Source organism: Candidatus Merdisoma sp. JLR.KK011 (genome assembly GCF_036941125.1).
Classification (GTDB): domain Bacteria; phylum Bacillota; class Clostridia; order Lachnospirales; family Lachnospiraceae; genus Laedolimicola.
The window spans coordinates 278,275-290,849 of sequence record NZ_JAYWSZ010000004.1; the positions used below are offsets into that span (position 1 = coordinate 278,275).

At 47.5% G+C, this 12,575-nt stretch carries 25 protein-coding genes; all 25 read right to left on the reverse strand.

All coding sequences use genetic code 11. The annotated features are described in order from the left end of the window. Positions 1-139: 139 nt before the first annotated feature. A complete protein-coding gene (gene infA / locus VV089_RS14900; protein WP_158363570.1) occupies positions 140-358 on the reverse strand; it encodes a translation initiation factor IF-1 in 219 nt (72 codons plus the stop codon). Beyond that, entirely contained in the window at positions 351-644 is a 294-nt protein-coding gene (locus tag VV089_RS14905; protein ID WP_172542533.1) for a KOW domain-containing RNA-binding protein, read from the reverse strand. Before VV089_RS14905 ends, infA begins: the two co-directional genes overlap by 8 nt. A 9-nt stretch (positions 645-653) precedes the next feature. Next, complete coding sequence (map, locus tag VV089_RS14910) at positions 654-1,409, reverse strand: type I methionyl aminopeptidase (protein WP_334336459.1); 756 nt, start codon at positions 1,407-1,409, stop codon at positions 654-656. A gap of 67 nt (positions 1,410-1,476) precedes the next feature. After that, complete coding sequence (locus VV089_RS14915; protein ID WP_334336460.1) at positions 1,477-2,121, reverse strand: adenylate kinase; 645 nt, start codon at positions 2,119-2,121, stop codon at positions 1,477-1,479. Between the two features lie 228 nt (positions 2,122-2,349). Beyond that, complete coding sequence (gene secY / locus VV089_RS14920) at positions 2,350-3,666, reverse strand: preprotein translocase subunit SecY (RefSeq protein WP_172543932.1); 1,317 nt, start codon at positions 3,664-3,666, stop codon at positions 2,350-2,352. Next, positions 3,666-4,106: a 50S ribosomal protein L15 gene (gene rplO, locus VV089_RS14925; protein ID WP_172543936.1), complete on the reverse strand. Its 441-nt coding sequence runs from the start codon at positions 4,104-4,106 to the stop codon at positions 3,666-3,668. The genes secY and rplO overlap by 1 nt, the downstream gene beginning before the upstream one ends. A gap of 25 nt (positions 4,107-4,131) precedes the next feature. Next, on the reverse strand, positions 4,132-4,314 hold the full coding sequence (rpmD, locus tag VV089_RS14930) for a 50S ribosomal protein L30 (protein ID WP_172543931.1): 183 nt from the start codon (positions 4,312-4,314) through the stop codon (positions 4,132-4,134). 12 nt (positions 4,315-4,326) lie between these two features. Further along, positions 4,327-4,836, reverse strand: a complete 510-nt coding sequence (gene rpsE, locus VV089_RS14935) for a 30S ribosomal protein S5 (RefSeq protein WP_172543930.1) — start codon at positions 4,834-4,836, stop codon at positions 4,327-4,329. A gap of 19 nt (positions 4,837-4,855) precedes the next feature. Further along, on the reverse strand, positions 4,856-5,224 hold the full coding sequence (rplR, locus tag VV089_RS14940; RefSeq protein ID WP_160569138.1) for a 50S ribosomal protein L18: 369 nt from the start codon (positions 5,222-5,224) through the stop codon (positions 4,856-4,858). A 17-nt stretch (positions 5,225-5,241) separates the two neighbouring features. Beyond that, positions 5,242-5,781 carry a 50S ribosomal protein L6 gene (gene rplF / locus VV089_RS14945; RefSeq protein ID WP_172543929.1) on the reverse strand — a complete coding sequence of 180 codons (540 nt, stop codon included), beginning with the start codon at positions 5,779-5,781 and terminating at the stop codon, positions 5,242-5,244. Between the two features lie 78 nt (positions 5,782-5,859). Next, positions 5,860-6,261: a 30S ribosomal protein S8 gene (gene rpsH / locus VV089_RS14950; RefSeq protein WP_160569187.1), complete on the reverse strand. Its 402-nt coding sequence runs from the start codon at positions 6,259-6,261 to the stop codon at positions 5,860-5,862. Positions 6,262-6,282: 21 nt separating this feature from the next. Beyond that, complete coding sequence (locus VV089_RS14955) at positions 6,283-6,468, reverse strand: type Z 30S ribosomal protein S14 (RefSeq protein WP_172543928.1); 186 nt, start codon at positions 6,466-6,468, stop codon at positions 6,283-6,285. An 18-nt stretch (positions 6,469-6,486) separates the two neighbouring features. Then, the gene (gene rplE / locus VV089_RS14960) at positions 6,487-7,029 is read right to left on the reverse strand and encodes a 50S ribosomal protein L5 (protein WP_334336461.1); all 543 of its coding nucleotides are present in this window, start codon (positions 7,027-7,029) and stop codon (positions 6,487-6,489) included. Between the two features lie 22 nt (positions 7,030-7,051). Then, positions 7,052-7,363, reverse strand: a complete 312-nt coding sequence (gene rplX, locus VV089_RS14965) for a 50S ribosomal protein L24 (RefSeq protein ID WP_172543926.1) — start codon at positions 7,361-7,363, stop codon at positions 7,052-7,054. An 11-nt stretch (positions 7,364-7,374) separates the two neighbouring features. Further along, the gene (gene rplN, locus VV089_RS14970) at positions 7,375-7,743 is read right to left on the reverse strand and encodes a 50S ribosomal protein L14 (RefSeq protein ID WP_172543925.1); all 369 of its coding nucleotides are present in this window, start codon (positions 7,741-7,743) and stop codon (positions 7,375-7,377) included. 18 nt (positions 7,744-7,761) lie between these two features. Then, positions 7,762-8,016: a 30S ribosomal protein S17 gene (gene rpsQ / locus VV089_RS14975; RefSeq protein ID WP_334336462.1), complete on the reverse strand. Its 255-nt coding sequence runs from the start codon at positions 8,014-8,016 to the stop codon at positions 7,762-7,764. 21 nt (positions 8,017-8,037) lie between these two features. Then, positions 8,038-8,241: a 50S ribosomal protein L29 gene (gene rpmC / locus VV089_RS14980; RefSeq protein WP_334336463.1), complete on the reverse strand. Its 204-nt coding sequence runs from the start codon at positions 8,239-8,241 to the stop codon at positions 8,038-8,040. Further along, complete coding sequence (gene rplP, locus VV089_RS14985; protein WP_334336464.1) at positions 8,231-8,668, reverse strand: 50S ribosomal protein L16; 438 nt, start codon at positions 8,666-8,668, stop codon at positions 8,231-8,233. Before rplP ends, rpmC begins: the two co-directional genes overlap by 11 nt. Next, positions 8,668-9,324, reverse strand: coding sequence for a 30S ribosomal protein S3 (gene rpsC / locus VV089_RS14990; RefSeq protein WP_172543921.1), 657 nt, complete (start codon positions 9,322-9,324; stop codon positions 8,668-8,670). The genes rplP and rpsC overlap by 1 nt, the downstream gene beginning before the upstream one ends. A 10-nt stretch (positions 9,325-9,334) precedes the next feature. Next, entirely contained in the window at positions 9,335-9,739 is a 405-nt protein-coding gene (gene rplV, locus VV089_RS14995; protein WP_160569152.1) for a 50S ribosomal protein L22, read from the reverse strand. 32 nt (positions 9,740-9,771) lie between these two features. Further along, positions 9,772-10,050 (reverse strand): 30S ribosomal protein S19, encoded by a 279-nt coding sequence (gene rpsS, locus VV089_RS15000; protein WP_172543920.1) that lies wholly within the window; start codon positions 10,048-10,050, stop codon positions 9,772-9,774. Between the two features lie 12 nt (positions 10,051-10,062). Beyond that, positions 10,063-10,905, reverse strand: coding sequence for a 50S ribosomal protein L2 (gene rplB, locus VV089_RS15005; RefSeq protein ID WP_172543919.1), 843 nt, complete (start codon positions 10,903-10,905; stop codon positions 10,063-10,065). 71 nt (positions 10,906-10,976) lie between these two features. Further along, the gene (gene rplW / locus VV089_RS15010; protein ID WP_172543918.1) at positions 10,977-11,276 is read right to left on the reverse strand and encodes a 50S ribosomal protein L23; all 300 of its coding nucleotides are present in this window, start codon (positions 11,274-11,276) and stop codon (positions 10,977-10,979) included. Next, complete coding sequence (gene rplD / locus VV089_RS15015; protein WP_172543917.1) at positions 11,276-11,896, reverse strand: 50S ribosomal protein L4; 621 nt, start codon at positions 11,894-11,896, stop codon at positions 11,276-11,278. The genes rplW and rplD overlap by 1 nt, the downstream gene beginning before the upstream one ends. A gap of 26 nt (positions 11,897-11,922) precedes the next feature. Next, on the reverse strand, positions 11,923-12,558 hold the full coding sequence (gene rplC / locus VV089_RS15020) for a 50S ribosomal protein L3 (RefSeq protein WP_172543916.1): 636 nt from the start codon (positions 12,556-12,558) through the stop codon (positions 11,923-11,925). Between the last annotated feature and the right edge of the window lie 17 nt (positions 12,559-12,575).

Genomic DNA, 12,575 nt, shown 5'->3' on the forward strand with positions numbered 1-12,575 from the left:
TATACCGTCTTTCCAGAAAAAAGCAATCATTTTCCATAAAATAGTATTTTTATTTTTCTTTATGTTCGTCATATTATATAAAAAAGAGCCTGTACAGTTCTGTACAAGCTCTACGATTCTTACATTTTTACCCTCTTACTTACTTGTCTCTCCAAATAATCCTTCCTTTAGACAAATCATAAGGAGACATCTCAATCGTCACCTTATCCCCCGGAAGAATCCGGATAAAGTTCATCCGGAGCTTTCCGCTGATATGAGCCAATACTTGATGGCCGTTCTCCAGCTCAACTTGAAACATGGCATTGGGCAGCTTCTCCACTACGGTTCCTTCAATTTCGATTACATCTGCTTTAGACATTTTTTCCCTCCACTTTGATCAGATTTAGATTTGCGGACTTCTTTTCATATTCTTTCAGCATCCGCTTTACGTTGTCATCGCTTATCCGGTCCGGATCCCAATTCTCCGGCACCTGCTTTATGATTTGAATATGTCTGTATTTCTTCTTCTTTGGCTTCGCAAGAGGCCGCCTGACTCCGTCTGTCAGATATACATATTCGCCCTCTGTCTTCATAATGAGATACAGACTTCCCTTATCGCGGCCTGCTCTTGATCGGGCCATCATGCCCGGTACAATGTTCTCCATAGGCACGCCTCACAGTGACAATGTCAGAATCTCCGGTTCTCCGTCAGTAATCAGAACCGTATTCTCATAATGTGCGGAAAGGGAACCGTCATCGGTCACTACCGTCCAGTCGTCATCCAGCCAGGATACCTGCCAGGTTCCTGCATTAATCATAGGCTCAATCGCCAAAGTCATTCCCGGCATCAGCTTCAAGCCGCGCCTTCTTTGATGAAAGTTTGGAATCTGAGGGTCCTCATGGAGCTTCGTCCCGATTCCGTGGCCGACCAGATCCTGAACCACTCCATAACCGAAAGTGTCAATGTAATCATTGATGGCATTGGAGATCTCGTGAAGATGGCGTCCTGCTCTGGCGTACTTGATTCCTTCAAAAAAGCTCTGCTTTGTGGCTCTGATAAGCTGCTCCGCCTCCGGGCTTATCTTTCCTACCGCATGGGTTCTTGCCGCATCGGAGTGATAGCCCTTGTAAATAAGGCCGGCATCCAGGCTTACGATATCGCCTTCCTCCAGAATCCGCTCCCGGCAGGGAATCCCGTGAACCACCTCGTCATTCACCGAAACACAGATGGAAGCCGGATAGCCGTTGTAATTCAGAAAATTCGGAATACATCCCCGGTTCCGGATCAGCCGTTCTCCGTAACGGTCAATATCCAAGGTAGAGATTCCCGGCTTCACAAAATCCGCAAGTTCATTGTGAACCTCCTCCAGAAGCTTTCCGGCTGTCCGCATCAGTTCAATTTCTCTGGCAGATTTAATACTTACTGACATGCTTTCCTCTTTCTTGACGCATTTACTGCGTCATCCAGATAGAGTTTGAAATTTTTACTTTCAAGCCCTATGCTCCTAATATTTTTACAATCGCTTCAAACACAGCTTCCATCTCCTGCGTGCCGTCTACCTCCGCCAGCTTTCCCTGGCTGGTATAGTACTCAATCAAAGGCTGTGTCTGGCTGTGGTAAACACCGAGGCGCTTCTCTACGGTCTCGGGCCTGTCGTCGTCCCGAAGAACCAGCTTCTCGCCGCATCGATCACATACTCCTTCTACCTTTGTGGGAATATGTACAATGTGGTAGGTTGCGCCGCAGGAGAGGCAGGCTCTCCGTCCGGACATGCGGCTGATAATATTTTCATCCGGCACCTCCACATTTACCGCATAGTCGATACTCTCGCCCTGCTCCTCCAGAGCTCTCGTGAGAGCTTCCGCCTGAGGGATGGTTCTGGGGAAGCCGTCCAGGACATAACCATTCTTACAATCCGGCTCCTTAAAACGATCCATAATCAGCTCCAGCGTCAGCTCATCCGGAACCAGAAGTCCCTGATCCATATAAGCCTTGGCCTTTGTTCCAAGCTCTGTCCCGTTCTTTATATTTGCTCTGAAAATATCGCCCGTGGAAATATGGGGAATCTGATATTTGTCAGCTATTTTCTTTGCCTGTGTGCCTTTTCCTGCACCCGGGGCCCCCAACATAATAACCTTCATCGTAATCCTCCTATTAAAGTCGCTGCGCGACGGCACTAAAGGGTAAAGCCGCTGCGACACACCGGTTATGAGAGAAACTTTTATTCGAAAAAGCACTCATAAAAGTTCCTCTCGTGCGCCTTTGCGGCTTTACCATTAAAGCCGCTGCGCGGCGGCACTATGTGCTCCTTTTACCATAACCTTCGATAGCCTGCGCGGAAGCTTCCGCACAGGCTAGAAAGGTTTTTCCTAATCGTTCAAAAAGCCTTTGTAATAGCGCACTGCCATCTGTGATTCAATCTGCTTCAAGGTCTCCAGTACAACACCGACAATGATGATGATGGAGGTTCCGCCGAAGGACACATTGGCTCCGAATACTCCGTTAAAGAAAATCGGGATCACGCATACGATAATAAGGCCGATTGCACCAATGAAAACAATATAGTTTAAAATCTTTGTCAAATACTCGGTTGTAGGCCGGCCGGGACGAATACCCGGTACAAAGCCGCCCTGCTTCTTCATATTGTCCGCAATCTCCATAGGATTAAAGGTAATGGAGGTATAGAAATATGCAAAGAATACAACGAGTACAATATAAAGCAGAAGGCCCAGGCTGTAAACCGGCTCCTTGGGATTGCACCAGCTTCCGGAGCTTAAGGCTCTCAAGATCTTGCTTCCCACTCCCGTTCCGCCTCCCTTACCAATCAAGGATGCAATGACACCGGGAAATGACATCAGAGAGGAAGCGAAGATAACCGGGATTACGCCGGCAGTATTCACCTTCATGGGGATGTGGGTACTCTGTCCGCCCACAACCTTTCTGCCCTGAAGCTTCTTGCTGTACTGAACGGGGATTCTCCTCTCCCCATCCTGCAGAACAATAACAAATACAACCGTTACCAGAATGACCGCAAGAATAATCACTCCCGCAAGAACGCCCTTTGCCACGCTTCTGTTCTGAATGAACATGGTGTACAGACGGTAAAAATCATCCGGTATACGGGAAACAATATTTACCAAAAGTACAATGGAGATACCGTTGCCAACACCGTTCTGTGTGATGCGCTCGCCGATCCACATAAGGAATGCACTTCCGGCAGTCAGTGTGATTACCACAACTGCCATATTATACCAGGTGGGATTCTCCAGAAGGCCTTGTCCTCCGAAACCGATGGTCATGGCCGCACCCTCAATCAGCGCCAGTACAATGGTCACATAGCGGGTGATATTCTGGATCTTCTTTCTTCCATCCTCTCCATCCTTCTGCATCTCTTCCAGCTTTGGAATCGCTATGGTAAGAAGCTGCATAATAATGGAGGATGTGATATAGGGGTTGATACCTAACGCAAATAATGACATGCTTGCCAGTGAGCCGCCGGTAAAGGAGTCAATGAGATTGAAAGCATCACCGGTATTCTGGGCCAGCCACTGGGCAAGAAAGGTTCTATTGACACCCGGAACAGGAAGCTGTGAGCCTAACCGGATGACCATAACCATCAGGAAGGTAAACACAAGCTTTTGCCGGATCTCCTTAATTTTAAATGCGTTCTGTAATGTTTTAAACATTAGATCACCTCAGCTTTTCCACCAAGAGCTTCAATTTTGGCTTTTGCGCCCTCTGAGAAAGCATTCGCCTGAACAGTCAGCTTCTTTGTCAGTTCTCCGTTACCAAGGATCTTAACGCCATCACGGGGATTCTTAACAATGCCCTGCTCTAACAGTGTCTCTACGGAAACAACTGTGTCATTTTCAAATACTTCCAGAGCACTTACATTGATTCCAACGATTACTTTGGAATTGCGGTTTGTAAATCCTCTCTTCGGAAGTCTTCTGTATAAGGGCATCTGGCCGCCCTCAAAGCCCGGTCTCGGTGCACCGGAACGCGCTTTCTGTCCCTTGTGTCCCTTACCGGCTGTCTTACCATTTCCTGAGCCGTGTCCGCGGCCTCTTCTGAAGTTATTGCTCTGCTTGGAGCCTTCAGCATACTGTAAGTTTGATAAGTCCATCATGCCACCTCCTATTCTGTATGATCTATACTTCTTCTACTTTAACTAAGTGCTTAACGTGCCAAATCATTCCTCTGACTGCCTCGTTATCCGGCATCTCAACGGTTTTGTGAAGCTTTCTAAGGCCGAGAGCCTCAACCGTTGCCTTCTGCTTGGGAACAGCACCTATCGGAGATTTCACTAAGGTAATTTTTAATTTATCTGCCATGTCTGTTTCCTCCTAGTTCGTAATCTCTTCAACAGATTTGCCGCGATTCTTCGCAACTTCCTCCGGAGTCTTCAGAGCCTTCAGTCCTGCGATGGTTGCCAGAACAACGTTCTGTTTGTTGTTGGAGCCTAAGGACTTGGTACGGATATTCTTGATGCCGGCAAGCTCCAGTACGTTACGTGCCGGACCTCCTGCGATAACACCAGTACCTTCCGGGGCTCTCTTAAGCAGTACGGATGCGCTGCCGAACTTTCCGATAAAATCATGTGTGATACTATTGTTCTCGTCAATCGCTACCGTGATCAGCTTCTTCATGGCATCCTCTTTGCCCTTGCGGATTGCTTCCGGAATCTCGGTGGCCTTTCCAAGACCTGCTCCGACATGGCCGTTGCCGTCTCCCACAACTACCAAAGCTGTGAAACGCATGGTACGACCGCCCTTGACAGTCTTGCTTACACGCTTGATTGACACTACTTTATCCGTTAATTCCAACTGGCTCGGATCAATAATCTCATGTCTCATGTGTCTTTTCCTTCCTTTCCTAGAATTCCAATCCAGCCTCGCGGGCTGCATCTGCCAATGCCTGAATCTTACCTTGATATATAAAGCCGCCTCTGTCAAAGACAACTACCTTAATACCTTTATCAAGGGCCTTCTTGGCAATCACTTTTCCCAGGTATGCTGCAGCATCAACGTTATTCGTCTTCTCCAGCTCCGCCTTCACATCCTTCTCCAGGGTGGAGGCTGCAACAAGAGTATTGCCGACCGTATCGTCAATAATTTGAGCATACATATGATTATTACTTCTAAACACAGCCAGACGCGGTCTTTCAGCAGTGCCGCTGATATGATTACGTATTTTTCTATGTTTATTCTGGCGAACTACGCTTCTTGTCTTTTTGCTAACCATTCTTATACTCTCCTTACTTATTTCTTACCGGTCTTACCAACTTTACGTCTGATCACTTCATCAGCATACTTGATACCCTTGCCCTTGTAAGGTTCCGGTCTTCTCTTATCTCTGATTTCCGCTGCGTATTGGCCAACCTTTTCTTTGTCGATTCCCTTTACGGTGATCTTGTTACCGTCTACTACAGACTCCAGGCCTTCCGGATCAATCATCTCTACCGGATGAGAGTATCCAAGGGACAATGTCAGCTTATTGCCGGACTTGGCAGCACGGTAGCCGACACCGTTCACCTCCAGAACCTTCTCATAACCTTCGCTTACGCCAACTACCATGTTATGAATCAAGGTTCTTGTCAGACCATGTAAGGATTTCATTTTCTTTAAATCGCTGGGTCTTGCAACTACTACCTGACCCTCCTCTAACTTAATTTCCATTTCTTCGGGTAATACTCTCTCAAGTGTTCCCTTGGGACCTTTTACGGTCACTTTGTTGCCCTCTGCGATGTCTACTGTGACGCCTGCAGGAATGGCAACCGGCAGTCTTCCGATTCGTGACATACCAATTTACCTCCTAATAACTTAAATTCTCGGAGAGAATGCTTTGTTCTCTCTGTTTTCAGTTGCTTTCGGCCTGTCTTACCAGATGAAAGCCAGTACCTCGCCGCCAACGCCCTGTGCGCGGGCTTCCTTGTCGGTGATGACACCCTTGTTGGTGGAAATAATTGCAATTCCAAGCCCTCCCAGTACCTTGGGCAGCTCTTCCTTATTCGCATATACCCGCAGACCCGGCTTGGAAATTCTCTTAAGACCGGAGATAATCTTCTCGTTCTTGTCTTTTCCATACTTTAAGGTGATACGGATGGTCTTGAAGTTTCCGTCCTCTACAAGGTCATACTTTGCAATGTATCCCTCGTCTACCAGGATGTTTGCAATCGCAATCTTCATCTTGGAAGCGGGAACGTCAACTGTATCATGTTTTGCGGTATTCGCATTACGAATTCTTGTAAGCATATCCGCAATGGGATCATTCGTTGTCAATGCCATTACTGTTTGCCTCCTTTACCAGCTTGCCTTCTTAACGCCAGGGATCTGTCCTTTATATGCTAACTCACGGAAGCAGATTCTGCAGATTCCGTATTTTCTCAGATATGCGTGCGGACGGCCGCAAATTCTGCAGCGGTTGTATTCTCTTACGGAGAATTTCTGTTTCCGCTGCTGCTTAATCTTCATTGCTGTCTTAGCCATGAAATTTTCCCTCCTATATTACTGTTTTCTAAACGGCATGTTGAATAATGTCAGTAATTCACGAGCTTCTTCGTCGGTCTTGGCGGTTGTTACGAAAATAACGTCCATACCTCTCACCTTATCTACCTTGTCATACTCAATTTCAGGGAAAATCAGCTGCTCCTTGATACCAAGGGCGTAATTTCCTCTTCCATCAAATGCATCCGGATTGATTCCACGGAAGTCACGTACACGAGGCAGCGCCAGGTTAATCAGACGATCCGCAAACTCATACATTTTCTCGCCGCGGAGGGTTACCTTACATCCGATTGCCATACCTTCTCTGATCTTGAAGTTTGCAACGGAATTCTTTGCTCTTGTAAGAACAGCCTTCTGGCCTGTGATGGTCTCCATGTCCTTGACAGCAGATTCCAGGACCTTTGCATTGTCCTTGGCCTCGCCAACGCCCATGTTTACCACAATCTTGTCAAGCTTCGGCACTTCCATGATGTTCTTGTATCCAAACTTTTTCATCATTGCGTCTACGATTTCATTCGTATACTTTTCTTTTAATCTACTCAACTTCCTAAACCTCCTTCCCTAATTAGTCAATCACTTCGCCAGTTGCTTTCGCATAGCGGACTTTCTTATCTCCATCCATCTTGAAGCCGATTCTGGTAACTTTGCCCTTCAGACTGTACATCACATTTGAAATGGCAATGGGGGCCTCCTGGTGGATGATTCCGCCGTTCTGGTTTGCAACGGAAGGCTTTGTGTGCTTTGTGATGATGTTCACACCCTCTACAACGACGGTGTTCTTCTTATGATTGACGGCAATTACCTTGCCCTCTTTGTCCTTGTCTCTGCCGGCAATCACCTTTACGGTGTCGCCTTTCTTAATCTTAACTGTTGACATCTGGCACCCTCCTATAATACTTCCGGAGCAAGTGAAACAATCTTCATAAACTGTTTTTCACGAAGCTCTCTTGCTACTGGTCCAAAAATACGTGTTCCTCTGGGGTTCTTGTCATCCTTGATAATTACTGCTGCATTTTCGTCAAATCTGATATAAGAACCGTCTTTCCGACGAGCGCCCTTTACTGTACGAACCACAACGGCCTTTACCACATCGCCTTTTTTAACAACACCGCCTGGTGTTGCATCTTTAACGCTGGCAACAATGATATCACCGATATTTGCATATCTTCTGGTTGAACCGCCCAACACGCGGATGCAAAGAAGTTCCTTTGCGCCGGTATTGTCAGCAACTCTCAGTCTGGTTTCCTGTTGTACCATGCCGGTAACCTCCTTATACTATTTCGCTTTCTCTATGATCTCAACGAGTCTCCATCTCTTATCCTTGGACAGAGGTCTTGTCTCCATAACCTTTACCGTGTCGCCGATACGGCACTCATTGTTCTCGTCATGCGCCTTCAGCTTGTAGGTATTTTTAACGATCTTTTTGTAAAGGGGATGCTTTACATGATCTTCTACGGCTACAACAATGGTCTTATCCATCTTGTCGCTCACTACTTTACCTGTACGGGTTTTTCTCAAATTTCTTTCCACGACAATTCTCCTTCCGCAATATTATGCATTCGCCTTCTGTGCGATAACAGTCTGGATTCTGGCGATGTTCTTGCGAACCTCTTTGATTCTGCTTGTGTTCTCCAACTGATTTGTCGCGTTCTGGAATCTTAAGTTGAACAGTTCCTTTTTCGCAGCTACTAATTCTTCATTTAATTCAGCAGCAGATTTTGCCTTTAATTCTTCTACATACTTATTAATTTTCACTGTTATCACCGCCTTCTAAGTCTGCTTTAGAAACGATCTTACACTTGCATGGCAGCTTGTGCATTGCAAGACGAAGCGCCTCTCTGGCTGTTTCTTCTGGTACACCGGCGACCTCGAACATCACACGGCCCGGCTTTACAACGGCTACCCAGTACTCCAGAGTTCCTTTACCGGAACCCATACGGGTCTCAGCCGGCTTTGCTGTTACCGGTTTATCCGGGAAAATCTTGATCCAGACCTTACCGCCACGCTTCATATAACGTGTCATGGCAATACGGGCTGCCTCTATCTGATTTGATTTAATCCAACAGGGTTCTGCAGCGACGATTCCGAACTCTCCCATGGTAATCTTGTTGCCTCTCAAAGCCTTACCTGCCATGGAGCCGCGGAACTGCTTACGACGCTTTACTCTCTTCGGCATTAACATTATTTATCGCTCCCTTCCTTGTTTCCCTTCGCAGGAAGTACTTCGCCCTTGTAGATCCATACCTTTACGCCAATCTTGCCGTAGGTGGTATCTGCCTCTGCGAATCCATAGTCAATATCTGCTCTTAAGGTCTGCAGCGGAATGGTTCCCTCGCTGTAGAACTCGGTACGGGCCATATCGGCTCCGCCTACACGGCCTGCTACTGCTGTCTTGATTCCCTTTGCGCCAGCCTTCATGCTTCTCTGCATGGTAGACTTCATGGCGCGGCGGAAGGATACACGATTCTCAAGCTGCAGTGCGATGTTCTCGGCTACCAGCTGCGCATCACGGTCCGGTCTCTTGATCTCCTTGATGTCTACGATAAGCTTCTTGTCTGTGTAGCCTGCAAGCTCTGCCTTTACCTTCTCAATCTCAGAACCGCCCTTGCCGATAACTACGCCCGGCTTTGCGGTGTAGATGATAACCTTCACTCTGTCAGAAGCGCGCTCAATCTCAATCTTGGACACGCCTGCATTGTACAATTTCTTCTTCAGGAATTTACGGATGTTGTAGTCCTCTACAAGATAATCAGCGAAGGAATCTTCTGCATACCATCTGGAATCCCAATCTTTAATAACGCCGACTCTGAGGCCGTGCGGATTAACTTTCTGTCCCATGCTTTACCTCCTATTTCTCATCAAGCACAATTGTGATGTGGCTCATTCTCTTCTCGATTCTGTAAGCCCGGCCCTGTGCTCTCGGTCTGATTCTCTTCATTGTAGGTCCTTTGTTGGCGTAGCATTCCGCTACGTAAAGGTTATCCGGATTCGGATACTTTTCCGGGTCAATGCTGTATACATACTCTGCATTTGCCCGGGCAGACTCCAGTAATTTCTTGATTATGCTGGACGCATATCTCGGATTATAGGTCAAAATTCCGAGGGCTGTGTCCACGTCTTTGCCACGGATGGCATCTAATACGAAGCATGCCTTCTGAACGGATACGCGGGCGTAAGACAGCTTTGCTGATGGCCGGTTATCCTTCTGGGCATTTCTTTCTCTCTTTATCTGACTTCTATGTCCCTTAGCCATTGGATGAATCTCCTTTCAAAAAGTAATTGCGATTAACGTTTGGATTTCTTCTCGTCTTTGCCATGTCCTCTGTAGGTTCTGGTGGGAACGAACTCTCCCAGCTTATGTCCTACCATATCCTCTGTGATATATACCGGAACATGTCTTCTTCCATCATGCACTGCGATTGTATGACCAACCATCTGCGGAAAGATGGTGGAACGGCGGGACCAGGTCTTAATCACGGTCTTGTCACCTGTTTCGTTCATCGCATTTACTTTTTTCAGTAAGCTTTCGTCTGCAAATGGTCCTTTTTTTAATGAGCGAGCCATGGTTTTTCCTCCTTACTTGAATGTTTTACCGTCTCTTCTTCTTACAATTAACTTGTTAGACTGCTTGTTCTTCTTTCTTGTCTTAAGACCAAGAGCAGGCTTGCCCCAGGGTGTGCTGGGACCCGGACGACCGATACCAGTCTTTCCTTCGCCGCCGCCGTGGGGATGGTCGTTGGGGTTCATAACAGAACCGCGGACGGTGGGACGGATGCCCATGTGACGCTTGCGGCCGGCCTTACCGATGTTGATCAGGTTATGCTCTGCATTTCCTACTACACCGATGGTTGCGCGGCAGTTTAAGGGAACCATTCTCATCTCGCCGGAGGGAAGACGTAAGGTTGCGTACTTTCCTTCCTTTGCCATGAGCTGTGCGCTGTTTCCTGCGGAACGAACCATCTGGCCGCCCTTGCCGGGATGAAGCTCAATATTATGAATCTGAGTACCTACGGGAATCTCGGATAAGGGCAGGCAGTTGCCGATTCTTACCTCAGCCTCCGGCCCGTTCATAACCTTCATGCCATCCTTTAAGCCCTGGGGTGCAAGGATGTAAGCCTTCTCGCCGTCTGCGTAGCAGATAAGGGCGATGTTGGCGGTACGGTTGGGATCGTACTCGATTCCGATAACCGTTGCCGGTACTCCGTCTTTCCTTCTCTTGAAATCAATAAGTCTGTATTTTCTTCTGGAACCGCCTCCGCGGTGTCTTACGGTAATCTTACCCTGATTGTTACGACCGGCGTTCTTGTTCAAGGAAACAAGCAGCGCCTTCTCCGGCTCCTTCTTGGTGATCTCCGAGAAGTCGGAACCTGTCATATGTCTTCTGGAAGGTGTATATGGGTTATATGTTTTAATTCCCATTACAGTTCACTCCTTTCGTTTCTGCGTTTATTGTCATGCTGCAATGCATATAGTCTGAAACCTGCCGAAGCTTACAGTCCCTCGAAAATCTCGATGTCTGCGCTCTCGGCGGTAAGCTGTACGATAGCTTTCTTGGTCTTGGCGGTCTTGCCTGTTACCATGCCCCGTCTCTTCTTCTTGCCGTCCAGGTTCATGGTGTTTACGCTCTTTACCTTGGTTCCCGCGAACATCTTCTCAACGGCTTCCTTTACCTGAGACTTTGTTGCATCTGTGTGAACCAGGAAGGTATATTTCTTTTCGCCCATAGCAGCCATACTCTTCTCAGTGATGATTGGCTTCTGAATCACATCATAATACTTCAAATCTGCCATTATGCGTACACCTCCTCGATTGTTGCTACTGCGTCCTTGGTTACGATAAGCGTGTTGTACTTCAGAATGTCAAATACGTTGATGGTATTTGTAAGAGCCGTTTTTACATCCGGAATGTTTCTTGCGGACATTACCACGTTCTTGTCATTGTCATTCAGAACAACCAGCGCCTTTGTGGTCTTTAAGTTATCCAGAACGTTCTTGAAGTTCTTGGTCTTAATCTCGTCGAATTTCAGCTCGTCTACTACAATGAGCTTCTTCTCCTGAACCCTGGAGGTCAGAGCGGACTTGAGAGCCAGTCTCTTCTCCTTCTTGTTCAGACGAATGGTGTAATCTCTCGGCGTGGGAGCGAATACCACTCCGCCGCCCGTCCATTGGGGAGCTCTTGTTGAACCCTGTCTTGCATGACCGGTTCCTTTTTGTCTCCAGGGCTTTCTTCCGCCGCCGGATACTTCGGAACGAGTCTTTGCTTTCTGCGTTCCCTGACGCTTATTTGCAAGCTGTGCCACAACGGCCATGTGTACCAGGTGCTCGTTTACTTCCACACCGAATACAGCATCGTTTAAGTCCATTGTGCCAACTTCCTTACCTTCCATATTGTAAACAGATACTGTTGCCATCTGTAAGTCCTCCTTTCCGCTAAAGATTATCTGCTAACCTTTACTGTCTCTTTAATTGTAACTAAAGATTTTCTGGGTCCGGGAACCGCTCCCTTTACCAGAAGCAGGTTGTTCTCTGCATCTACCCGAACAATCTCAAGGTTCTGAACGGTCACTTTCTTGCGGCCCATCTGTCCGGGCATTCCTTTTCCCTTGAATACCTTGCTGGGATCGGAGCATGCACCGTTGGAACCCTGATGGCGGTGGAACTTGGAGCCGTGGGTCATGGGTCCTCTGTGCTGGCCATGTCTCTTGATAGCTCCCTGGAAGCCCTTGCCCTTGGAAACCGCAGTTGCGTCTACCTTGTCTCCGGCCTCGAAGATGTCTGCTTTGATCTCCTGTGCCAGTGTGTAGCTTTCTGCGTCCTCAAGCTTCAGCTCTCTTACATATCTTTTATAAGAAACGCCGGCTTTCTCGAAGTGTCCCTTCAAGGGCTTGTTCACCAGCTTCTCTCTCTTATCAACAAAGCCTACCTGTACGGCGCTGTAGCCGTCATTCTCTGCTGTCTTTACCTGCGTTACCACGCAGGGACCTGCCTGGAGTACGGTAACCGGTGTCAGCACGCCGTCTTCGTTGAAAATCTGTGTCATTCCAACTTTGGTTGCCAAAATCGCTTTCTTCATTTCTCTTCCTCCTTATT